Annotated in this window: 18 protein-coding genes, 1 tRNA gene and 1 pseudogene; 7 read left to right on the top strand and 13 right to left on the bottom strand. The window is 62.3% G+C overall.

The genetic code is table 11. The annotated features are described in order from the left end of the window. The first annotated feature begins 51 nt into the window (after positions 1 to 51). Together PspTeo4_RS01955 and PspTeo4_RS01950 are read left to right on the top strand one after the other, a co-directional pair. A complete protein-coding gene (locus tag PspTeo4_RS01955) occupies positions 52 to 1,506 on the top strand; it encodes a mannose-1-phosphate guanylyltransferase/mannose-6-phosphate isomerase (protein ID WP_322362046.1) in 1,455 nt (484 codons plus the stop codon). A gap of 52 nt (positions 1,507 to 1,558) precedes the next feature. After that, positions 1,559 to 2,806, top strand: coding sequence for a glycosyltransferase family 4 protein (locus PspTeo4_RS01950; protein ID WP_322362045.1), 1,248 nt, complete (start codon positions 1,559 to 1,561; stop codon positions 2,804 to 2,806). Here the strand turns inward: PspTeo4_RS01950 and glp are convergent. Then, positions 2,795 to 3,982: a gephyrin-like molybdotransferase Glp gene (gene glp, locus PspTeo4_RS01945; protein WP_322364780.1), complete on the bottom strand. Its 1,188-nt coding sequence runs from the start codon at positions 3,980 to 3,982 to the stop codon at positions 2,795 to 2,797. The genes PspTeo4_RS01950 and glp overlap by 12 nt on opposite strands. A 22-nt stretch (positions 3,983 to 4,004) precedes the next feature. Further along, positions 4,005 to 4,544 carry a molybdenum cofactor biosynthesis protein B gene (moaB, locus tag PspTeo4_RS01940; RefSeq protein ID WP_322362044.1) on the bottom strand — a complete coding sequence of 180 codons (540 nt, stop codon included), beginning with the start codon at positions 4,542 to 4,544 and terminating at the stop codon, positions 4,005 to 4,007. 177 nt (positions 4,545 to 4,721) lie between these two features. Here moaB and PspTeo4_RS01935 point away from each other — a divergent pair, with 177 nt between their 5' ends. Both PspTeo4_RS01935 and PspTeo4_RS01930 read left to right on the top strand, forming a co-directional pair. Then, a complete protein-coding gene (locus PspTeo4_RS01935) occupies positions 4,722 to 4,943 on the top strand; it encodes a YgdI/YgdR family lipoprotein (RefSeq protein ID WP_322362043.1) in 222 nt (73 codons plus the stop codon). Between the two features lie 80 nt (positions 4,944 to 5,023). Then, positions 5,024 to 5,100 (top strand) — tRNA-Pro (locus tag PspTeo4_RS01930). Between the two features lie 98 nt (positions 5,101 to 5,198). Here the strand turns inward: PspTeo4_RS01930 and mqo are convergent. The 4 genes and pseudogenes from mqo to PspTeo4_RS01915 all read right to left on the bottom strand — a co-directional run bounded on the left by mqo (position 5,199) and on the right by PspTeo4_RS01915 (position 10,780). Next, the gene (gene mqo, locus PspTeo4_RS01925) at positions 5,199 to 6,785 is read right to left on the bottom strand and encodes a malate dehydrogenase (quinone) (RefSeq protein ID WP_322362042.1); all 1,587 of its coding nucleotides are present in this window, start codon (positions 6,783 to 6,785) and stop codon (positions 5,199 to 5,201) included. 424 nt (positions 6,786 to 7,209) lie between these two features. Beyond that, positions 7,210 to 7,914 carry a methyl-accepting chemotaxis protein gene (locus tag PspTeo4_RS29745; RefSeq protein WP_416196938.1) on the bottom strand — a complete coding sequence of 235 codons (705 nt, stop codon included), beginning with the start codon at positions 7,912 to 7,914 and terminating at the stop codon, positions 7,210 to 7,212. 228 nt (positions 7,915 to 8,142) lie between these two features. Next, a pseudogene (locus PspTeo4_RS29740) lies at positions 8,143 to 8,253 on the bottom strand (hypothetical protein); the annotation flags it as partial. Positions 8,254 to 9,016: 763 nt separating this feature from the next. Next, positions 9,017 to 10,780, bottom strand: a complete 1,764-nt coding sequence (locus PspTeo4_RS01915; protein WP_322362040.1) for an ABC transporter transmembrane domain-containing protein — start codon at positions 10,778 to 10,780, stop codon at positions 9,017 to 9,019. A 266-nt stretch (positions 10,781 to 11,046) separates the two neighbouring features. Between PspTeo4_RS01915 and PspTeo4_RS01910 the strand changes: the two genes are divergently transcribed. Next, positions 11,047 to 11,220, top strand: a complete 174-nt coding sequence (locus PspTeo4_RS01910) for a PA1571 family protein (RefSeq protein WP_322362038.1) — start codon at positions 11,047 to 11,049, stop codon at positions 11,218 to 11,220. A 153-nt stretch (positions 11,221 to 11,373) separates the two neighbouring features. Here PspTeo4_RS01910 and pdxB read toward each other — a convergent pair whose 3' ends face one another. From pdxB to rlmM, 3 genes are all read right to left on the bottom strand, one after another. Then, on the bottom strand, positions 11,374 to 12,516 hold the full coding sequence (gene pdxB, locus PspTeo4_RS01905; RefSeq protein ID WP_322362037.1) for a 4-phosphoerythronate dehydrogenase PdxB: 1,143 nt from the start codon (positions 12,514 to 12,516) through the stop codon (positions 11,374 to 11,376). A 60-nt stretch (positions 12,517 to 12,576) separates the two neighbouring features. Beyond that, positions 12,577 to 12,819, bottom strand: a complete 243-nt coding sequence (gene tusA / locus PspTeo4_RS01900) for a sulfurtransferase TusA (protein WP_023379551.1) — start codon at positions 12,817 to 12,819, stop codon at positions 12,577 to 12,579. A gap of 78 nt (positions 12,820 to 12,897) precedes the next feature. Next, complete coding sequence (gene rlmM / locus PspTeo4_RS01895; RefSeq protein ID WP_322362036.1) at positions 12,898 to 13,962, bottom strand: 23S rRNA (cytidine(2498)-2'-O)-methyltransferase RlmM; 1,065 nt, start codon at positions 13,960 to 13,962, stop codon at positions 12,898 to 12,900. A 224-nt stretch (positions 13,963 to 14,186) separates the two neighbouring features. Here rlmM and acnA point away from each other — a divergent pair, with 224 nt between their 5' ends. Together acnA and PspTeo4_RS01885 are read left to right on the top strand one after the other, a co-directional pair. Then, positions 14,187 to 16,928 carry an aconitate hydratase AcnA gene (gene acnA / locus PspTeo4_RS01890; protein WP_322362035.1) on the top strand — a complete coding sequence of 914 codons (2,742 nt, stop codon included), beginning with the start codon at positions 14,187 to 14,189 and terminating at the stop codon, positions 16,926 to 16,928. A gap of 981 nt (positions 16,929 to 17,909) precedes the next feature. Then, on the top strand, positions 17,910 to 19,475 hold the full coding sequence (locus PspTeo4_RS01885; protein ID WP_322362034.1) for a PAS domain-containing methyl-accepting chemotaxis protein: 1,566 nt from the start codon (positions 17,910 to 17,912) through the stop codon (positions 19,473 to 19,475). A gap of 229 nt (positions 19,476 to 19,704) precedes the next feature. Here PspTeo4_RS01885 and PspTeo4_RS01880 read toward each other — a convergent pair whose 3' ends face one another. The 4 genes from PspTeo4_RS01880 to PspTeo4_RS01865 all read right to left on the bottom strand — a co-directional run bounded on the left by PspTeo4_RS01880 (position 19,705) and on the right by PspTeo4_RS01865 (position 22,754). After that, positions 19,705 to 20,589, bottom strand: a complete 885-nt coding sequence (locus PspTeo4_RS01880) for a pseudouridine synthase (protein ID WP_322362033.1) — start codon at positions 20,587 to 20,589, stop codon at positions 19,705 to 19,707. A 56-nt stretch (positions 20,590 to 20,645) separates the two neighbouring features. Further along, positions 20,646 to 20,954, bottom strand: coding sequence for a transcriptional regulator (locus tag PspTeo4_RS01875; RefSeq protein ID WP_322362032.1), 309 nt, complete (start codon positions 20,952 to 20,954; stop codon positions 20,646 to 20,648). 282 nt (positions 20,955 to 21,236) lie between these two features. Further along, positions 21,237 to 21,473 carry a glutaredoxin family protein gene (locus tag PspTeo4_RS01870; RefSeq protein ID WP_322362031.1) on the bottom strand — a complete coding sequence of 79 codons (237 nt, stop codon included), beginning with the start codon at positions 21,471 to 21,473 and terminating at the stop codon, positions 21,237 to 21,239. A gap of 72 nt (positions 21,474 to 21,545) precedes the next feature. Further along, a complete protein-coding gene (locus PspTeo4_RS01865) occupies positions 21,546 to 22,754 on the bottom strand; it encodes an ammonium transporter (RefSeq protein WP_322362030.1) in 1,209 nt (402 codons plus the stop codon). Positions 22,755 to 22,900 lie beyond the last annotated feature (146 nt).

The raw sequence follows: 22,900 nt of genomic DNA, 5'->3' as shown, positions 1-22,900 counted from the left end.
CGTTCCCCCTTCAACGACGCCACTGACGGCGCCCTGAGTCGAGGTTGTGAAATGAGCGTTCTGATCCCTTGTATCATTGCTGGCGGTGCCGGTACTCGCCTGTGGCCGGTTTCCCGGGAAGCCATGCCCAAGCCTTTCATGCGTTTACCCGATGGCGAGAGCCTTCTGCAGAAAACCTTCGCTCGCGCCAGCGCCCTGCCTGGGGTCGAACGGCTGCTGACCGTGACCAACCGGGAAGTGTTTTTCCGCACTCAGGATGAGTACCGCCAGGTCAATCCCGGCAATCTGCCTCTGGACTTCATTCTGGAGCCGTCCGGGCGCAACACCGCTCCGGCCATCGCAGCCGCCGCACTGCACTGCGCCCGGCACTATGGCGAGGACAGCCTCCTGCTGGTACTGCCCGCCGATCACCTGATTCAAGACTTCGAAGCCTTCACCCAGGCGGTTGCCCAGGCACGCCAACTGGCTGAAGACGGCTGGCTGACCACCTTTGGCCTGCTGCCTGACCGTGCCGAAACCGGGTTCGGCTACATCGAGCGTGGGGGGGTACTGAGTGAACATGCCCACCAAGTGGCACGCTTCGTTGAAAAGCCCGACGCCCTCACTGCCCAGGCCTACCTCGACGGCGGTCGACACCTGTGGAACGCGGGCATGTTCTGCCTGCGCGCCGGCACAGCGCTCAGCGAGCTGCAGGCGCATGCCCCCGAGGTGCTGGAAAGCGTCGCCGCCTGCTTGCAGTGCAGCGCCGTCAAGCAAGGCGACAATGCACTGCAGGTAGAACTGGACCCGGACAGCTTCGCCCTCGCCGAAGATATCTCCATCGACTACGCCCTGATGGAGCGCTCCGCCAAGGTCGCCGTAGTGCCGTGCGAGCTGGGCTGGAGCGACATCGGCAGCTGGGAAGCGGTGCGCGAGCTGCGCCAGACCGACGACGCCGGCAACCACTGCAACGGCGAAGCGGTGCTGCACGATGTGCGCAACTGCTACATTGATTCGCCCAAGCGCCTGGTTGGCGCGGTAGGCCTGGACAACCTGATCGTCATCGACACCCCCGACGCCCTGCTGATCGCCGATGCCGCGCGCAGCCAGGAAGTCAAGGTCATCGCCCAGCAGCTCAAGCACCAAGGCCACGAGACATACCGCCTGCACCGTACCGTCACCCGGCCATGGGGGATGTACACCGTGCTGGAGGAAGGCCCACGGTTCAAGATCAAGCGGATCATGGTGCGCCCAGGCGAGTCCCTGTCACTGCAGATGCACCATCACCGCAGCGAGCACTGGATCGTGGTCAGCGGCATGGCCTGCGTGACCAATGGCGAAGAGGAGTTTCTGCTCGACACCAACGAGTCCACCTTCATCAAACCAGGCCGCACCCACCGCCTGACCAACCCCGGCGTCATCGACCTGGTGATGATCGAGGTACAGAGCGGCGAATACCTGGGCGAAGATGACATCGTACGCTTTACTGATATCTATGGACGCGCCCCGACAGCCGCAGTTGGCTGACTGTCAGAGGGCGCGTTTTGTTATCCGCGGCCTTTAGCGAGGATTCCGGGTCATGCGCATACTTTGGACACTGCCCTACCTGCCCTGGCCTACCACCAGTGGCAGCAAGACCCGGCAATACCACCTGCTGCGCGCCCTCGCGCAGCATGGCCACCGGATCACCTTGCTGGTGCAGTCGAAGATTCCGCTCAGTGACGCCGCCCGCGATGCCCTGGAGCCACTGGTCGAGCGCCTGATCGTACTGCCCAGGCGCCCGCTGCACAGCCCATTGAACCTGCTGGCCTCCCCTATCATCGACTACCCCATGCGGGCCATCATCAACGGCCTGGCTCCCTGCCTTCGACACCGTTTCGAGCAGTTGCTGGACGAACCCTGGGATGTGATCCAGATCGAACACAGCTACAGTTTCCAGCCCTTCGAAAAAGCCCTGCAGGCGCGCGGCTTGCCGTACATGCTCAGCGAGCACACCCTCGAATCAGTGATGGGCGCCGCCTGTCACGACCAGTTGCCCCTCTGGCTTCGACCGCTCAACGCATTCGACCGCTGGCGCTACCGGCGCTGGGAACAACGGGTGCTGCGCCAACCCACCGAGGTGGTGGCGGTCAGCGCCCATGACGCCGAACTGATCGGCCAGATCAGTGGGCGACCGGTGAACGTGGTGGTCAACGGCGTCGACTGCGACTATTTCCAGAATGTTCGCCCGGCCTTTCACAGCCAGCGTCTGTTGTTCGTAGGCAACTTCGAGTACGGCGCCAACCTTGAAGCCATTGAATGGGCGCTGGAGGAGATTCTGCCGCAGGTCTGGATGAGCAACCCTGCGGTGCGCCTGGCGATTGCCGGACATGCCATGCCAGCCAGCTGGAAGCTGCACTGGAATGACCCACGCATCGAGTGGCTCGGCTACCGCCCCGACCTGCGCGAACTGCAGCAACGTTCTGCACTGTTCTTCGCGCCCCTACGTTATGCCGGCGGTTCAAAGGTGAAGATTCTCGAGGCCATGGCCGCAGGCTTGCCGGTCATTACCACCGCCAAAGGTGTCTCAGGCCTGGCCGTCAACAACGGGGAGCATTACCTGGGCAGCGACGACGGCGGCCACCTGGCGCTGTTGATCACGCAGTTGCTCAACCAGCCTTGGCGCATGTGCCAGCTCAGCGAGGCCGGCCGCCAGTTTGCCCGGCAACGCCATGACTGGAGCGTCTGCGCCCAGCAGTTGGAGAATGTGCACATGCGCTTGACTCAGGCCGCGCCGGTCGACGCCAGGCAACCGGGAGGTGCCTGGCTCGGGCGTTCAGTCAAGTAGCTCACTGAAGGGAATGAACGGCACGCTGTCACCTGGCTTCGGCGTGCTGCCTTCGCGCACCTCCACCAAGCCCTCGGCCCACGCAGCGCTGCGCAGTACACCGGAACTCTGGTTCTTGTAGATGCGCACCTGGCCTTGCTCGATACGCGCACGCAGGTACTCGCGACGGGTACCGGCCTTGGTCCACTCGAAACCTGCAGGCATGTCGAAACGCAATGGCGTGACCTCGGCCACCCCCTGGCGACGCAACAGGTAGGGACGTGTCAACAGCCCGAAGGTGACCAGGGTCGACGCTGGGTTGCCCGGCAAGCCGATCACCGGCACGCCACGGAAATGCCCAAACGTCAGAGGCTTGCCCGGCTTGATCGCCAGCTTCCACAACGCCAGTTCACCTGCTTCGCGCAGGGCCGCTCCGAGGTAGTCGGCCTCACCGACGGAAACACCGCCCGTGGAAAGGATCAGGTCGACATCACCGAGGCCCGCCAGGCATTCGCGCGTGCGGGCCAGGTCGTCAGGCAGGATGCCCGCATCGCGGACCTCACAACCCAGGCGCTGCAACCAGCTCACCAACAGGCGGCGGTTGCTGTTGTAGATCTGCCCAGGCCCCAGCGGCAGGCCTGGCTCGACCAGTTCGTCACCGGTAGACAGCACCGCCACCCGTACCTTTCTCACCACATCCAACGTGGCGTATCCAAGGGTCGCTGCCAAGCCTAGCTGAATCGGCCCAAGACGCGTACCGGCAGCCATCACCTGTTCGCCCTTGCGGGTTTCCTGCCCTTGCGGGCGCACATTCTGATCGAGTTCCAACGGTTCGAGGAAACGCACCCGACCATCGTCCAGCACCTCGGCGTTTTCCTGCATCTCGACGCAATCGGCGCCAACCGGCAGCGGTGCGCCGGTGAATATCCGTGCACAGGTGCCAGGTTGCAAAGGCTGCGGCGCGTGGCCTGCAAAGATGCGCTGACTGACCGGCAGGGGCTCGCCCTGCCAATCGGCCAGGCTCAAGGCGTAGCCGTCCATGGCGCTGTTGGGCCAGGGCGGCAGGTCAAGCGATGCCACCAGGTCGGTCGCCAGGACACGACCTTGCGCCTCGGCCAACGAAACCACTTCGCGCTCATTGATCGGCGCTGCCTCGGCCAGTGCCAGCAGGCGCTCCAGCGCTTCTTCGACCGGCATCAGCGGCCGTGCCTGCGCCGCCTCAACCACGGCTGTCACAGGCCGCTGCCTGCTTCAGGTGTGGCACGAAGTTGCAGGGACGATGGCGGGCATCGAGCTGCTCGGCAAGTATCCCGTCCCAGCCGGTACGTACAGCGTTGGTCGACCCCGGCAGGCAGCACACCAGGGTGCCGTTGGCCAGGCCTGCCAGTGCGCGGGATTGCACGGTGGAGGTGCCGATATCGGCAACGGAAATTTGCCGGAACAACTCGCCGAACCCCTCCACCTGCTTGTCCAGCAGGCACGCCACGGCTTCCGGCGTGCTGTCTCGGCCAGTGAAGCCGGTGCCGCCGGTGATCAGCACGACCTGTACGGTCTCGTCGGCGATCCAGGTCGCAACCTGGGCGCGAATCTTGTACAGGTCGTCCTTGAGCAATACCCGCGCCGCCAGCTGGTGGCCCGCCTCGGTCAGACGATCGACGAACAGTTGGCCAGAGGTGTCGGTCTCGAAGGTACGGGTATCGCTGACCGTGAGCACGGCAATGTTCAGCGGTACGAAGGGGGTATCTGCTTTGGCTTTCATGAGCGCTCGTCGCAGTAGCAAGTGATGGCCGCAGTTATATCACAGCCAGCCCTGGCCAATGCCGCCGTTGTTCCCGGTCAATGTCCAGGCTTTGCCGCTATGCTGCACTGTACGAGGAACTTGCGTGGACGCACTGCGTCTTAATGTCATCTAGCACCATCGCACTGGAGAAACACGATGATTCAACGGACCCTTCCCGCCTTTCTGCTCGCCCTGGGGCTGGGCGCCCTCGCTGGCTGCGCATCGCCAACCGTCATCACGCTGAACGACGGCCGTGAAATCCAGGCCGTGGATACGCCGACCTATGACGAAGACTCCGGGTTCTACGAATTCGAGCAACTCGACGGCAAGCGCACGCGCCTGAACAAGGACCAGATTCGTACCGTAAAAGAGCTCTGATCGAGTGCGTCTTTTTGCAAACGGCCTTTGTACAACAAGGGCTTGCGTTCAAAAAGACGATACAGTAGGATTTTGTTCATCGGAGTGTAGCGCAGCCAGGTAGCGCGTCTCGTTCGGGACGAGAAGGCCGCAGGTTCGAATCCTGTCTCTCCGACCAAATCCTCAAAAAAGCCCGCCTTGCGCGGGCTTTTTGTTGCGCCCAGGAAATGTCGGCAAGCTGTACCGGCCCTATCGACAGGCCGGCACAGCATTCGATCACTGCAGCTCGGCCACAGCCTGTTCTGCTTGCACCGGCACGTACAGCAACTGCAAACGTGCACTGCTCCACTCGCGGGTCTTGTTGGTCAATTCAAGGTCGTTGTTCAGCTTCTGCCCGTAGGTCGGCACGATCTCCTTGAGTTTGGCCTGCCATTGCGGCGTCTGGATGCGGTCCTTGAAGGTCTTTTCCAGCACGGTCAGCATGATCGGCGCAGCGGTCGATGCCCCTGGAGAAGCGCCAAGCAGTGCGGCGATGCTGCCGTCCTGGGCCGCCACGACTTCAGTGCCGAATTGCAGGACACCACCGTGCACCGGGTCCTTCTTGATCACCTGAACGCGCTGGCCAGCCTGCAGCAGCTGCCAGTCTTCGTTCCTGGCATTGGGGAAGTACTCGCGCAGGGCATTCATGCGGTCATCGAAGCTGAGCATCAGTTGCCCCATCAGGTACGTGCTCAGGTCGATGTTGTCGATGCCGGCATGCACCATCGGCAGCACGTTGTGGCTGGTCAACGACGCGAACATGTCCAGCAGCGAGCCGTGCTTGAGGTACTTGGTGGAGAAGGTTGCGAACGGGCCGAACAGCAGCACTTGCTTGCCGTCGATCATCCGGGTGTCCAGGTGCGGTACCGACATCGGCGGCGCGCCGACCGAGGCCTTGCCATACAGTTTGGCCTTGTGACGGGCGACGATGTCCGGGTTGTCGGTCATCAGGAACTGGCCACCCACCGGGAAGCCGGCATAGCCCTGCGCCTCTGGAATGCCTGATTTCTGCAGCAGCTTCAGCGCGCCACCACCAGCACCGATGAACACGAATTCTGCGTTCACCCGGGTCTGCTCGCCGCCCTTGGCAAGGTCGGCCACCAGCACATTCCAGGTGCCGTCGTCGTTGCGCACGATGTCACGCACTTCATGGCTAAGGTGCAGCTTGACGTTGGGGTTGCGGGTCATCGAGGCGAACAGCTGACGGGTGATCTCGCCAAAGTTCACGTCGGTGCCAATGGCCATGCGCGTGGCGGCCACTTTCTGCCCTGGGTCTCGGCCTTCCATCACCAGCGGTACCCACTTGCGAATCTGCTCGTGGTCCTCGGAAATTTCCATGCCTCGGAACAGCGAGCTGCGCTGCAGCGCGGCAACACGCTTGTGCAGGAAGGCGACGTTCTCGTCACCCCACACGAAGCTCATATGCGGCACGTTGTTGATGAAGGACTTAGGGTTGCTCAGCACGCCCTGCTCGACCTGATAGGCCCAGAACTGCTTGGAGATTTCGAACTGCTCGTTGACACCGACGGCCTTGCTGATATCGATGCTGCCGTCTTTACCTTCGCTGGTGTAATTCAGCTCGCAGAAGGCCGAATGGCCGGTGCCAGCGTTGTTCCAGGCATTGGAGCTTTCTTCGGCAACCTGGTCCATGCGCTCGTAGACATCGACTTTCCAGTTCGGCTCAAGCTCGGTGAGGTAGGTACCCAGGCTGGCACTCATGATGCCGCCGCCGATCAGCAGGACATCGACGGACTTTTGCGGCTCTTCGGGTTTGGAGCAACCGATGACGCTCAGGCAGAGGAACGTCAGCAGGATTTTCTTCATTGATGTGATCCAGTTGTTGTGTACACGCGCGCCGCACTGAGCAGGGAGCGTGCCAACTGGCACCAGGCCACGGAACACGGGGTGAGGCGATGGGTCGCATGGCGACAATCCGCCACAGGGAAACGGTTTGTGCCTGCCTGGATGGCGGATTTCCCCCCAAGGAGCCGCTTCGCGCCTCAATCGCCGGCAAGCCGGCTCCCACACCGACCGCGCCAACCTCAAGATCACCGCAGTACCTGTAGCAGCAACTGTCTTGCTCAATTTCTGAAAGCTGGCGCGATCCCTGTTGGAGCCGGCTTGCCGGCGATGAGGCCAGTACAAGCACCACAAGACAGCTGCCCCACATGGACCGCGCTGACCTTCCAATCACTGCCGTGCCTGTGGGCCCCAGATTGTCGTGGCGAAGAACCGCAGCGATTGGGCCTCAAGCTGTCAGACGAGAGGTGACCTCACCCAACTGCCCCGACAAGCCATGCAGGCGCTGCCCCGCCTGCTCGGTATGCTGCACGGCTTCCTGGTTGGCCGTGGCGATGCGGGTGATCTCGATCAGGTTGCGGGAGATGTCCTCGGCCACGCTGGTCTGTTCTTCCGCCGCCGTGGCAATCTGCCGGTTCATGTCGCGAATCGCTTCCACCGACAAGGTGATGCGCTGCAGCATCTGCCCCGCCTGCTGGACCTGCTCGGCACCTTCCTCACTGCGTTGCTGGCCGCTTTCGATGGCCTTCACCGCATCCACCGCACCAGACTGCACCGCCTCGATGATCTGATGGATTTCCGCGATGGAAGCCGCCGTACGCTGGGCCAAACTGCGCACCTCGTCAGCGACCACCGCGAAACCACGCCCGGCCTCACCTGCACGGGCCGCCTCAATCGCGGCGTTAAGGGCCAGCAGGTTGGTTTGCTCGGCAATACCACGAATCACCTCGAGCACTTTGCCGATGCGCGTGCTGTCGTTTTCCAGTTCGCGAATCACCGCAGCGGTGCCGGCGATTTCACGGTTGACCACAGCGATGATGTCGATGGTCTGCTGCATCACCTGCTCACCCGCCTGGGCACTGTGGTCGGCTTCATCCGCCGCGCGCGCCGCCTCGGCAGCGTGGCGTGCCACCTCCTGGGCGGTGGCGGACATCTCGTGCATGGCCGTGGCCACCTGGTCGGTGCGCTGGAACTGGTCGTGTGTGCCGCGGGCCATGTCACCGGCAATGCTGCGCAGCTGGCCACTGGCTCCTTCCAGCTCCTGGGCGTTGTCCTTGAGCCGGCCAACGGTATCGGCAAGAAAATCACGCAGGGTATTGGCTGCTCGCGCCAAGCGACCGAGTTCGTCCTCACGGCGGCTGTCCACTCGCGAAGCAAAGCGGCCCTGGCTCAGTTGTGCGACATATTCGATCAACTGGCCAATCGGGTTGATCAAGCTGCGATTGACCAACCACAGGCTAAGCAGGCCAACCAGCGCCGCCGACACCAGCATCACCAGCACTCCCAGCCATACCGTGCGTTCGGCAGCGGCACTGATGTGCGACGCACGCTCACGGGCATCGGCGCGCAACTGCTCGACCAGCACGCTCATCTGCTCGCTGGCAGCACGGTCAACGCCCTTCACTGCCTTATCACCCGCCACAGGGTCACCGCCGGCCGCCAGGAATGCCTGACGCCCTTGCTCGTAAGCCACACCCAATTGCCGATGGCTTTCGCGCAACTGCTGCAACGGCGTCTTGAGCTTGGCATCGCTGGTGTCGATCAACTGCCCGAGCAACTGCTGGACTTGCTGTTCACGCGCCTGAAACTGCTGCCAGTATTTGTCCAGATCAGCCGGCTGACGACCACGCAGCAATACGTTCTTCCACTCCTGCACCTGGATCTTGAACTGCAGGTTGGCTTCATCGATCAATTGCGACGCCCGCAACGGCCCGTCCACCAACTCGGCATAGCCGCGCACGCTGGAAGACAGAAACTGGAAGCACACCAGGGCGATCAACAATATCGCCGCCAGGCTGCCGCCAAGCAGGGTGAGAATTTGTACTTTGAGGGATTTACGCAACATCGCGGATCTCGGGAACCAGGAGGAAGGAAACGGCATGCGCCAGCAGCGCAGACCAAGACATCCCTGTCCTCGTTCGCAGACCAAAAAAAAGCTGCCATCGTTCGATAGCAGCCAGGTCGAGCACGTACGCAATAGCTGAGCTAGATAGTCTCAGGCAATTGCTACAGAAATGTTACAAACACACTGCCGACTATTGCGTGTTGAACTGCAACGAGGCCAGCCTGGCATACAGCGGGCTCTGTTCGATCAGTTGCGCATGGGTACCCACCGCCACCAGTCGACCCTTGTCAATGACGGCGATACGGTCTGCGTGCTGCACCGTCGCCAACCGGTGTGCAATCACCAAGGTGGTACGGCCGGCCATCAGGCTCGGCAGCGCCTGCTGAATCAGGTGCTCGCTCTGCGCGTCGAGGGCGCTGGTGGCTTCGTCGAGCAACAGGATGGGGGCATCGACCAGCAGCGCACGGGCGATGGCCAGGCGTTGCCGCTGCCCTCCCGAAAGGCCGGTCCCGCCCTCCCCCAGCAACGTCTGGTAGCCCTGTGGCAACTGCCGGATGAACTCGTCGGCATGGGCCCCGCGTGCGGCTGCTTCGACCTCTTGCTGAGTGGCTTCGGGCCGCCCGTAACGGATGTTGGCTTCCACACTGCCACGAAACAGCGATGGGTTCTGCGCCACCAGTGCGAACTGGCGGCGCACGTCGGCTGGGTCCAGCTCGGTGATTGGCTGCCCATCGAGCAGGATGCGCCCCTGCTGGGGGTCGTAGAAACGCAGCAGCAGGTCGAATAACGTCGACTTGCCCGCACCAGAAGGCCCCACCAGCGCCACGGTCTGCCCCGGCTCGACCACCAGGCTCAGGTTGTCGATGGCCGCCACCGATGGCCGCGACGGGTAGGCAAAGCCGACCTGCTGCAGCTCGATCCGCCCGCTCACCCGCTGACAAGCCAGATGGGTCGATACCGGGGGCGGCAGTATCGCGCTGCGTGCCGCCAGCAACTCATCGATGCGCTCGGCCGCCCCCGCCGCGCGCTGCAACTCGCCGATCACTTCACTGAGGGTGCCGAAAGCGCTGCCTACGATCAGGCTGTAAAACACGAAGGCTGCCAGTTCACCGCCCGAGATGCGCCCGGCGATCACATCCATGCCGCCTACCCATAGCATCACCCCCACGGCCCCCAGTACCAGCACGATAACCAAGGTGATCAACCAGGCACGCTGGGCTATTCGCCGCCGTGCCACGCTGAACGCCGCCTCGACGGTACCGGCGAACAACTCACGGTCGCGCGCCTGATGGTTGTAGGCCTGGACCGTCTTGATCTGCCCCAGGGTCTCGGCCACATAGCTGCCCACATCCGCCACCCGGTCCTGGCTCTGGCGCGACAGGCTGCGCACCCGCCGGCCAAACAGCAATATTGGCGCCAGCACCAAGGGCAAGGCGACGACCACGATGCTGGTGAGCTTGGGGTTGGTGACGAATAGCAGCACCACACCGCCCACCACCATCAAGGCATTGCGCAGGAACATCGACAGCGATGAACCAATGACCGACTGCAGCAAGGTTGTGTCGGCAGTCAGCCGCGACTGGATCTCGGAACTGCGGTTGTCCTCGAAAAAGCCGGGATGCAGGCCCACCAGATGATCGAACACGGCCCGACGGATATCGGCCACGCAGCGCTCGCCGATCCACGACACCAGATAGAAACGGCTGAAAGTACCCACTGCCAGCGCTAGCACCAGCAGCAGGAACAGGCCGATGGTCTGGTTGAGCTGGTGCGCGGAGCGCGTCATGAAACCCTGATCCACCAGCAGACGGATACCCTGGCCCATGGACAAGGTGATGCCTGCAGTGACCACCAATGCGAGCAGAGCCAGCAGTGCCTGGCGACGGTAGGGACGAATGAATTGCCAGGCCAGGCGCAAGGCACGTCGCTGACGGGGGGAAACCGATTCAGGCATGGTGAAGACCAAAGGACACGGAAGCCCTCAGCCTACCATTCATCCGACCAGGGGGAACGGTTGCCCCCGGGCACGGACCAACCTTTCACAAGGCAGTCCCAACTGGTGCCCACAAAGGTGGCTATAGCCTTTCGTTCTAACAGGTCGCTGGAGCTTTGCGGCGCTTTCTGTTGGACTGTCGTTGTCGTGACACCAGAACCAGAGCTGTCACAGCCCGGTCACGGCACAGGGTTACCCTGAGCTTGAACCTGATGAGGAGACAGGAAATGAGTCTGCAGCAAAGCAGCGATAGCCAAAAGCCACAACAGCAACCTCCGTCCAAGGTCTGTGGCTCGATCATCGACGCCCAAGGCCGCGAAGTGCCGATTACCGAGCAAATGATCCAAAAGGCGTGCAAGGACCTGGAAGACAGTCGGGTCGAGAAAGTGCGCAAGGGCTGAGCAACAGATTTCTGACAACCCGGCCCTTTGGCCGGGTTTTTATTGGGCGCTGACTTTGACCTTCGGGTGCCTTCAGCGGCCTCATCGTCGCGGCTTGTCGTGGCGACGAACCGCGACGATGAGGCCAGTACAGACAACACAAGTCAGTATTTCCTACAAGGCCGCGCAGCCCAGGGCACTGACCATCTGCGCCAACTGCGGCGCCTCGCCCCGCAGACGCACCGCCAACCCTTCGATCTCGCGCCGCGCCGGATAGTGCTTGCGCAACACATCGAAGGCGGCCCGCTGTTGCACCGGGTCGTCGCTCAGGCTGCGGCGGAAGTCGGCATCGTCACGACGCGGGTCGTACACGGCCCGGCACAAGGTCGCCAGGGACCAGGCCAGATCGGCGCTGGCGTCCAACTCGATCTGGGCCAGCGCCGGTTTAGGCAGCAAGTCCGCCAGATGCACCTGCTCGGCCTGGCCGAGGAAACGGCACAGCGCCTGGTAGATCTGCGCAGTGCCGCGCTGGCGACCGTCCAGGCTGTAGCCTGCGATGTGCGGCGTGGCCAAGGTGCACAGGTCGGCCAACTGCAGGTCGACCTGGGGTTCGCCCTCCCACACATCAAGCACGGCGTGCACGTCTTCGCGATCCAGCAGCAGCTCGCGCAGGGCGTTGTTGTCCACCACCGGCCCGCGGCTGGCATTGATCAGCCAGGTCCCCGCACGCAAGCGCGCCAATTGCGCCTCGCCCAGCAAGTGCCAGGTCGGGTGGTCGCCACCGCGCTGCAGCGGGGTATGCAGGCTGATCACATCGCACTGCTCAAGGACCGTGTCGAGGCTGACATAGTCGCCCCCTTCGGCCGCCTGGCGCAGCGGGTCACAGACCAGCACCTTCCAGCCCAGGCCGTGCAGCACCCGCACCAGCCGGCCACCCACCTCGCCTGCGCCCACCACACCATAAACGCGCTGAGGCAGCGCCACGCCGTCCAGGTCGGCCAGTGTCAACAGGCTACCCAGCACGTAATCCACCACGCCTCGGGCATTACAGCCAGGTGCGCTGCTCCACTGAATGCCGGCCTCGGCAAAGTAGTCCAGGTCCAGGTGGTCGGTGCCGATGGTGCAGGTGCCCACGAAACGCACGCGGCTGCCTTCTAGCAGTTGCCGGTCGACCTTGGTCACCGAACGCACCAGCAGCACATCTGCGTCCCTGACGCTGGCGGCGTCGAGGCTTCTGCCGGGGTAACGGCGGATCTCGCCGAAGCCTTCGAAGAAGGCATCGAGCAGCGGGATATTCTCGTCGGCAACTATCAGCATGGCGCTCTCCTGTCAGGGGAACGCAGTGTAGGCGCTACGACTGGCTTGATCCAGAGCGTCTCAGTCGGTCTTCTTGCGGATCCAGTACAGGAAGGTACCGGCCTCTTCCTGCTGCTGCAGCAGCTCATGGCCCAGGAAGTTGCAGAACTTGGGGATGTCGCGACGGGTCGAGGGGTCGGTGGCGATCACCTTGAGCAAGCCGCCAGCGGCCAGGTCTCGCACGTGTTGGTGCAGCATCATCACCGGCTCCGGGCAATTGAGGCCGGTGGCGTCGAGGATGGCGTCGGGGGTGAATTCAGTCATGGGGGACTCCGCAAATGATCGCTATTGTCGCGCATGCCGGGTGTTTGGTCCAAGGGGCCGGATATCGGCCCCGACACCTCAGCGTGGTTTCAAGTCCAGTCGACGCAGATGGCAGGTCACTTCCTCACGGTCGTGATACAGCTGCTTGCAGGCAATCGACACCTTGACCTTGCGCGCCTTGAAGGTGGCTTCCATACGGTCCAGCAGGCGGCGCACTTCGGCATAGCGCTGCTTCATCGGCAGTTTCAGGTTGACCACCGCCTCGCGGCACAGCGCTTCCCCCAGCCAGGTCTCGATCAAGGCCGTGGTGCGTGCTGGTTTCTCGACGATATCGCAGACCATCCAGTCCACCGTCTGCTTGGGCTGCCAGGTGAAACCATCGGCCATCAGGTGGGTGACCAAGCCGGTTTCCATCAGGCTCTCGGCCATGGGACCGTTGTCGATGGCCGTGACCAGCATGCCACGGCGCACCAGCTGGTAGGTCCAACCACCAGGCGAGGCGCCCAGGTCGACACCGGTCATGTCGTCACCCAGGCGCTGTTCCCAATGCTCACGCGGGATGAACTGGTGCCAGGCTTCTTCAAGCTTCAAGGTTGAACGGCTTGGCGCCTCGCGGGGGAATTTAAGCCGCGGAATACCCATGGGCCATAGCGCGCTATTGCTTGCCGAAGCCTCGCCGACAAAGACCCGCCGACCACTGATGAAGGTCAGCAACAGGCGCGGGCGGTTGGCGTCCTCGACCAGACGGCCGGCTTTCTCCAGCGCCTTGCGCAGCGGCACTTCGAACTTGCGGCAAAAGGTCGACAGCTCTTTGCCTTCGTTGCTGTCGAGCACTTCCAGCCACAGGCTGCCGAACACCGGATAGCTGCTGAGGTGTTCGAGCAGCACGCTTATGCGGTCGCTTTCCGGCAATTCGACGAACTCACCACGGGCCCACTGGCGCGGGAAAATCAGCTGAGCGAAGCGCAATTCCCCCATCAACCGTTCGGCACCTTCCGCTTCAGCACAGACGAATTCGGCGCAGGCACTCTGCGGCTTGCCTTTGGCATAACCGGCAACCCCCAGGCGGGCGGCATGTTCGCTGATTTCGGCGCAGACCTCGCCCTCGAAACCGGGCCGGCAATGCATGAACAGGGTACTCATTTCTCACTCCACTACGGCTGGCGCGCCACAGGCGCCGGCAGGCCGGCGATGATAAAGGAAGTTCGGAACCTGCGACATGCCCCGCCGGTCCAGAAATGGGTCATGCACGACAAACAGGTCTAACCTGACCATTCAGCCAGGTCCGTGCCGTGCGGGCCGATACAGAGCGGTGACACCGGCAAACGTCCTGCCATTGCCGGGCACCGGCGCAGAAGGAGTTGGCAATGCCCTCGCTCGATAGCCTGAAAACCCTGAAGACCCTGAAGGTGAGCAACCACACCTATCACTACTACAGCCTGGCCGAAGCGTCGCGTCAGCTGGGCGACCTGCAGCGCCTGCCCATGTCGCTGAAGGTGCTGCTAGAGAACCTGCTGCGCTGGGAGGACGGCAAGACCGTCACCGGCGATGACCTGCGCGCCCTCGCCCAATGGCTCAAGGAGCGGCGTTCGGATCGTGAGATTCAGTACCGCCCGGCCAGGGTGCTGATGCAGGACTTCACTGGCGTACCGGCAGTGGTCGACCTCGCAGCCATGCGGGCGGCCGTGGCCAAGGCTGGGGGCGACCCGCAGCGGATCAACCCGTTGTCCCCCGTGGACCTGGTGATCGACCACTCGGTCATGGTCGACCGCTATGCCTCACCCCAGGCGTTCACCCAGAACGTCGACATCGAGATGCAGCGCAACGGCGAACGCTATGCCTTCTTGCGCTGGGGCCAGAGTGCCTTCGACAACTTCCGGGTGGTGCCGCCTGGGACCGGTATCTGCCACCAGGTCAACCTGGAGTACCTCGGCCGCACGGTATGGACCCGCGAAGAAGACGGCCGCCTCTATGCCTTCCCCGACACCTTGGTGGGTACTGACTCGCACACCACCATGATCAACGGCCTTGGCGTGCTCGGCTGGGGTGTCGGCGGGATCGAGGCGGAAGCCGCCATGCTGGGCCAACCGGTGTCGATGCTGATTCCGGAAGTGATCGGTTTCAAACTGACCGGCAAGTTACGTGAAGGCATCACCGCCACAGACCTGGTGCTCACCGTGACCCAGATGCTGCGCAAGAAAGGCGTGGTGGGCAAGTTCGTCGAATTTTACGGCGATGGCTTGGCGGACCTGCCCCTGGCCGACCGTGCGACCCTGGCCAACATGGCCCCGGAATATGGGGCTACCTGTGGCTTCTTCCCGGTCGACGATGTGACCCTCGACTACCTGCGTTTGTCTGGCCGCCCCAGCGAAGCGGTGGAATTGGTCGAACAGTACTGCAAGGCGCAAGGGCTGTGGCGCCAGCCAGGTCAGGAACCGTTGTTCAGCGACAGCCTGGCACTGGACATGAACGACGTCGAAGCCAGCCTGGCCGGACCGAAGCGCCCACAAGACCGCGTTGCCCTCGGCCAGGTGAAGCAGGCCTTCGACCAATTCATCGAACTGCAGCCCAAACCACTGGCCAAGGAGGTTGGCCGCCTGGAAAGCGAAGGTGGCGGCGGAGTTGCGGTAGGCAATGCCGACCAGGCTGGCGAAGTCGACTACCACCACAATGGGCAAACCCATAGCCTGCGCGACGGTGCGGTGGTGATTGCCGCGATCACCTCCTGTACCAACACCTCCAACCCCAGCGTGATGATGGCTGCCGGCCTGGTGGCCAAAAAGGCCGTGGAAAAAGGTCTGCAACGCAAACCCTGGGTGAAGAGTTCTCTGGCGCCTGGCTCCAAGGTGGTCACCGACTACTTCAAGGCTGCCGGGCTGACGACCTACCTCGACCAGCTGGGCTTTGACCTGGTCGGTTACGGCTGCACCACGTGCATCGGCAACTCAGGGCCGTTGGACGAGGCCATTGAAAAGGCCATTTCCAGCGCCGACCTCACGGTGGCCTCAGTACTTTCCGGCAACCGCAACTTCGAAGGCCGCGTGCACCCGCTGGTGAAAACCAACTGGCTGGCGTCACCGCCGTTGGTGGTCGCCTATGCCTTGGCCGGCAGTGTGCGCCTGGACCCTACCCACGATGCCCTGGGTATCGGCACGGACGGCCAGCCGGTGTATCTGCGCGACATCTGGCCGAGTCAGCAGGAAATTGCAGCTGCCGTGGCCAAGGTCGACACCGCCATGTTCCACAAGGAGTACGCCGAGGTCTTTGCCGGTGATGCGCAGTGGCGGGCGATCGAGGTACCCCAGGCAGCCACTTACGTTTGGCAGGACGACTCCACATACATCCAGCACCCGCCATTCTTCGACGACATCGCCGGGCCATTGCCGCGCATAGAGGATATCCAGGGTGCGCGAATTCTGGCGCTGCTCGGCGACTCGGTGACCACCGACCACATCTCCCCTGCCGGCAACATCAAGGCCGAGAGCCCGGCCGGGCGTTACCTGCGCGGCAAGGGCGTGGAACCACGGGACTTCAACTCGTATGGTTCACGTCGGGGGAATCATGAGGTGATGATGCGCGGCACCTTCGCCAATATCCGCATCCGTAACGAGATGCTGGGTGGCGAGGAAGGTGGTAACACGGTGCATGTGCCCAGTGGCGAGAAACTGTCGATCTATGACGCGGCCATGCGGTACCAGGCTGAAGGCACGCCGTTGGTGGTGATTGCCGGCCAGGAATACGGCACCGGTTCGAGTCGTGACTGGGCGGCCAAGGGCACCAACTTGCTGGGGGTCAAGGCGGTGCTGGCGGAGAGTTTCGAGCGTATCCACCGTTCCAACCTGGTGGGGATGGGGGTGTTGCCGTTGCAGTTCAAGCCTGGGAACGATCGCAAGCAGTTGGGGCTTACGGGCCGGGAGACGATCGACGTATTGGGTCTGGAGAGTGCGTCCATTCGACCGGGGATGAGTTTGTCACTGCGAATTAGCCGTGAGGATGGGCATCAGGAGCAGATTGAAGTGTTGTGCCGGATAGATACCTTGAATGAAGTAGAGTATTTCAAGTCAGGCGGCATTCTGCATTATGTACTGAGGCAGTTGATTGCAAGTTAAAAGAGCGCGCAACTTGCTGTTGCTGTTGCTGTTGCTGTTGCTGTTGCTGTTGCTGTTGCTTTTGTTCTTGCTTCTAATACGCGGTAGTTCAGACACCGCCAATTGCGACTTCAGGAGGCCGAGCGCAGGGCTTGCGGAGGGAGGTGACGGCCATGGATGGCCGTCAAGCGCTGCGGCCCAGGATGGGCCGTACAGCGCGGTCCTCCCGGGAGCAAGACCGGAGCGAGGGAACCCCGGAGCGAAGCGCAGGGGCCGGATGTAGGAGCCAGACTTTTTTGGTTACTTTTTGGGGCGTTTGCCAAAAAGTGACCCGCTGTAAGAGCGGAAAGGTGATTAAGCGTCGCCTTGGCAAATGGATATGTTGCAAATCTAAAAACCAACTTCAAAACAAAAAAAAGAATTAAGCGCAGGCATCTATACAGCGTGAACATCCATTTGCCATGGAGGCGCTTATTCACCTTTTCGCCTTTACGGCGACCCACTTTTGCTCTTGGGCAAAAGTGGGCAAAAACCGCCGCTCCTACATCCGGCCCCTACGCTACGCTCCGGGGTCCCCTCGCTCCGGTCTTGCTCCCGGGAGGACCGCGCTGTACGGCCCATCCTGGGCCGCAGCGCTTGACGGGCATCCATGCCCGTCACCTCCCTCCGCAAGCCCTGCGCTCGGCCTCCTGAAGTCGCAATTGACGGCGCCTGAAATATCGCGCGCTAAAAGCAGAAGCGAGAGCGAGAGCGAGAGCGAGAGCGAGAGCGAGAGCAAAGCAAGCGATAGCTCTTTGATGGCCAATCGGTCATGATTGACCCTAAGCGTCACGAAACAGTCACAAATTACCGAGTAATGCTGTCAACTTACTTGAAAACCAAAGATCTCCTAATCCAGCGGCAGCCACCACTCATTGCCCCAAATCAACCCCATTAAATAATCATTCAATAAAACCAGTGGCTTGCCGATATGTGTCGAAAGCCTTGCGGATTACTCAGCCCATGCGTAACAACCAGCCGATTACCCAGAGAGAACGGACTTTCCCTGCCCAACAGCGGTTGATCTCCACCACCAATGCCAAAGGTGTGATCACCTACTGCAACGATGCCTTCATCGACATCAGCGGGTTCTCCCGCGAGGAGCTGACTGGCGCCCCACACAATCTGGTGCGCCATCCTGATGTTCCGGCAGCGGTGTTCTCCCACATGTGGCAGACCCTCAAGCAAGGCCTGCCCTGGATGGGCATCGTCAAGAACCGCTGCAAGTCGGGCGACCATTATTGGGTCAATGCCTACGTCACACCGATTTTCGAAAACAACCAGGTCATCGGCTTCGAATCGGTCCGGGTCAAACCGACCGCCGAACAGATCCGCCGCGCCGAAGCCCTGTACCAACGCATCAACCAGGGTAAAACCGCTATCCCGCGCCGCGATACATGGCTGCCGATCGTGCAGGACTGGCTGCCCTTCATCCTGGTCAGCCAGGTCGGCTTCCTCATCGGCAACTGGCTCGGCCACTCCTGGGGCTTCGCCCTGGCCGCCGGCCTGTCGGTGCCACTGGGCCTGCTCGGCCTGACTTGGCAGCAGCGCGGCCTCAAACGCCTGCTGCGCCTGGCCGAACAGACCACCTCCGACCCGTTGATCGCGCAAATGTATACCGACAGCCGCGGCGTACAGGCACGGCTGGAAATGGCCATGCTCAGCCAGGATGCGCGGATGAAAACTTGTCTGACGCGCCTGCAGGACAGTGCCGAACACCTCAGCGAGCAGGCACGTCAGTCCGATGCTCTGGCCCACAAGAGTTCTTCGGGGCTGGAACGTCAGCGGGTGGAGACCGAACAGGTGGCCGCTGCCGTCAACCAGATGGCCAGCACCACCCAGGAAGTGGCCAACCACGTCCAGCGCACCGCCGACGCCACCCAGGAAGCCAATCGCCTGACCAGCCAGGGCCGCCAGATTGCCGGCGAAACCCGCGAGGCCATCGAGCGACTCTCGACAGCCGTTGGTGAAACCGGTCAGACCGTGACGCAACTGGCCAAGGACAGTGACGAGATCGGCGGTGTGGTGGATGTGATCAAGGGCATCGCCGACCAGACCAACCTGCTGGCACTGAACGCAGCCATCGAAGCCGCCCGCGCTGGCGAAATGGGCCGAGGTTTTGCGGTGGTCGCCGACGAAGTCCGCCAACTGGCCCAGCGCACCGCCGAGTCGACCGGGCAAATCCATACCCTGATCGCCAAGCTGCAACAAACCGCCAGCAATGCCGTACTGACCATGGAGACCGGCCACCGCCAGGCCCAGGAGGGTGTCGATCGGGTCATGCAGGCCGATCAGGCTCTGGTTGGCATCAGCGAAGCGGTAGCCAACATCACCGACATGGCCACCCAGATCGCTGCAGCCACCGAAGAACAGACCGCCGTGGCCGACGAGATCAGCCGCAACATCAGCACCATCGCCGAGCTGGCAGACCAGACTGCCGAGCAGGCCCAGCACTCGGCGCTGCTCAGCGAAGAGTTGACCTCCACCGCTGGCAGCCAGTACTCCCTGGTGGAGCGTTTCAATCGGTAAGGCTTAGCACCCAGGTTGCACGGCACTTGCCGGCAGGCCGCCCCCACAAGTACTGTCGACGCGGTCCATGTGGGAGCCGGCTTGCCGGCGATGCAGGCAACGCGGTGCAAGGCACCGGCTGCGCCGGTGATCGCCGGCAAGCCGGCTCCCACAGGGATCGCGCAGCTCAGTTAGAAATTGAGCAAGACAGTTGCTCCTACAAGGACCGCGCAGAAATACTGACAGCGCATCACCAGTCCAGCGTCAAACCACTCTCGAAATACCGCTCTTCCCCCGTCAACGGATCCGCGAATCGCAAACTGTGCGCCAGCAGCTTCAACGGCCGCTGGTAATCGTCTTCTTCCTTGAGCAACTCCGGGTAGAACGGGTCATTGCAGATACCGGCACCCAGGGCCGCCATGTGCACACGCAACTGATGGGTCTTGCCGGTGACCGGCGACAGCCCGTATCGCCACAGATCGCCCTGCTTTTCCAAGACCTCGGCCAGGGTTTCGCTGTTGTTCTCGCCCTCGACTTCATGCATGCGGAAGAAGGGCTCGCCATGCACCAGGCGGCTACGGTGCATCAGGGGGAATGCATGCTGAGGCATCGCTGCAGCAATTGCCTGGTAACGCTTGTCGATTCTGCGCTCGGGGAACAACCGCTGGTAAGCGCTACGGGTCTGAGGGTTGGCGGAGAACAGCACAAGCCCAGCGGTGTGCCGGTCAATCCGGTGCAACGGCACCAGATGAGGGTTGTCCAGCCGCCGGATCAGGCGGCGCAGCAAGGTCTGCTCGACATATTCCCCGGTTGGCGTCACCGGCAGGAAATGCGGTTTGTCAGCCACCACCAGATGCTCATCCACATGCAAAATGGTTTCCTGCACCGGGATCGGCCGTTCGTTGGGCACTTCGCGAAAATAGTGCAACCGCATACCCCGCCGGTAAGGCAGGTCGGCCGCAATCGGCTGGCCATCGGCACCCAGCACACGACCACGGGCAAAGCGGTCTAGCCACTGGTCGCGGCTGATGGCACTGAAATGGTCGCACAGGCAGTCCAGCACCGTCGCCCAGGCCCCAGGCGGCAGGCAGACGGTGCTGGCCTGCTGGCGAGCGGGGTCGAACGGTGTGGTCATGGCAAGGCTCAATACAATCAAGGCAAGGCCGCGCATTATCCCTCAAGCCCAGCGCCTCAACCAGCCTGCCCCAACGCTTCGCTGCGCTCCTTCAGCCAGCGCAGCACCTGCACCGCCTCCCAGCGGGCAGGGTCGTAAAGCGCGTAGACCAGCCCCTGATAACCCACGACATCCAGTGCCCGATGGTAACCGGCACGCTGGAACAAGGCCTCGATCTCGGCAAAGCAGGTGTTGAAATGTACTTTGCCAAACGGTGTACGGTCGTCCGTCACCAGGCCTTCAAGGCGCAATTCCACCACGGCGTCGCACACCCGGTCTGGCGACATGCGGTTGACGCTGTACTTGAGTTGCTCGACATTGAGCATGGGTTCACCCTGATACTGTATTTATATACAGCATACGAATACCTTTACCACCCCGTCAATTCAGAGTGAGGCGCACTGCGGTCTGGGCCCGTATCGGATGTGCTGCCCAGCCCTCTCGGCTGGCCGCTTGCGAAGCGATCAACTGCGCCAGGGTGCAAGGGTTGCTGATAGACATGAATGCGCCTGGTACTCGTGTGCAATGGGTAGCTACATATGCAGCCGCCACGCAAGTGTCCGCTCACGGCCCGGACAAAGGCCGCTGGAGCGGTTTCCCAAGGTCAATCAGCCAAGGAAGGTCACCACCTGCTCGGCATCGAACGGCCAGTGCAGTTCAGCACCGGTGTCGCAACGGCGCAGCACGGGAATGATCAGGCCATAACGCTCGAACAAGTCTTCGCTGTCGGCGATATCGACCAGCTCCACCAACAGGCCGTGCTCGACGAAAGGCATCAGCACGGCCTCGGCCACTTCACACAGATGGCAACCAAGGGTGCCGAACAGTTGGCATTCAGGCAGCATGGGCAGGTCCGGTTCGTGAATGGGAAAGCCTCCATTCTAGGTCGGTCCTGCCCCTTGCGCATCTGACTCAGCTCAATCCTGGCTGGTGGCACCGATACGGTGCAGCGAAAGGTCTGCCCCCTGGAACTCTTGCTCGTGGCTCAAACGCAGGCCATGCAACGAGCGGATCGCCCCGTACACCGCAAAGCCACCCAGCAAGGCCACCAGCACCCCTGCCAGGCTGCCCAGCAGCTGACTGACCAGGCTGACACCGCCCATCCCACCCAAAGCGACTTGGCCAAAGATGCCACAGGCGATGCCGCCCCAAACCCCGCACAGACCGTGCAAGGGCCAGACACCCAGCACATCGTCGATCTTCCAGCGGTTCTGCGCGGCAGTGAAGCTCCAGACAAACAACACCCCCGCCACCAAACCGGTGGCCAGCGCACCGATCGGATGCATCAGGTCCGAGCCGGCACAAATGGCCACCAGGCCTGCCAATGGCCCGTTGTGCAGGAAGCCTGGGTCGTTGCGCCCGGCCACCAGAGCCGCCAGCGTCCCCCCCACCATGGCCATCAGCGAGTTGATCGCCACCAGGCCGCTCACCCCCTGCAAGGTCTGAGCACTCATGACGTTGAACCCGAACCAGCCGATGATCAGAATCCAGGAGCCCAGCGCCAGAAACGGAATGCTCGACGGTGCGAACGCCACCAGACGGCCATCTCGGTAACGCCCGCGCCGCGCGCCCAGCAGCATAACTGCCGCCAGCGCCAGCCAGCCCCCCATGGCATGCACCACCACCGACCCTGCAAAGTCATGGAACGGTGCACCGAAAGTGGCGCTCAGCCAGTCCTGCGCACCGAAGTTGCCGTTCCATACCATGCCCTCGAAGAAGGGGTAGACGAACGCGACGATCAACGCGGTTGCACACAACTGCGGGGCGAAACGCGCACGCTCGGCGATCCCCCCGGATATGATCGCCGGAATGGCTGCTGCGAAGGTCAGCAGGAAGAAACACTTGACCAAGGCGTAGCCATGGTCGGCAGCCAACTGCGCCGCCGGGTGCAGGAAGCTCACGCCATAGGCGATCCAGTAACCGACGAAGAAATACACCAGCGCCGAAATGGCAAAGTCGCTGAGAATCTTCGACAACGCGTTGACCTGATTCTTGTGCCGCACGGTCCCCACTTCCAGAAAAGCGAAGCCAGCGTGCATGGCCAGTACTAGAATGGCCCCCATGAGAATGAAAAGCGTATTGGAGCCATGGACCAGAGAGTCCATCGCGCTGTGCATGTTTTCCATGAAGTAGGCAGACCTGCTGAAAAAAAGCACCAGGACAGTTCAAGAACCTGCATCCGTGCACCTAATCGGTGCCAGCCCCCTGCCCTGTTTCAGTGACCCGGGTGGAGCCTGCGTGGTTTTTTCTTGGGTTTGTCGAGGATTGGGTT

Source organism: Pseudomonas sp. Teo4 (assembly GCF_034387475.1).
GTDB lineage: Bacteria > Pseudomonadota > Gammaproteobacteria > Pseudomonadales > Pseudomonadaceae > Aquipseudomonas.
This window is presented reverse-complemented; position numbering and strand designations above follow the sequence as displayed.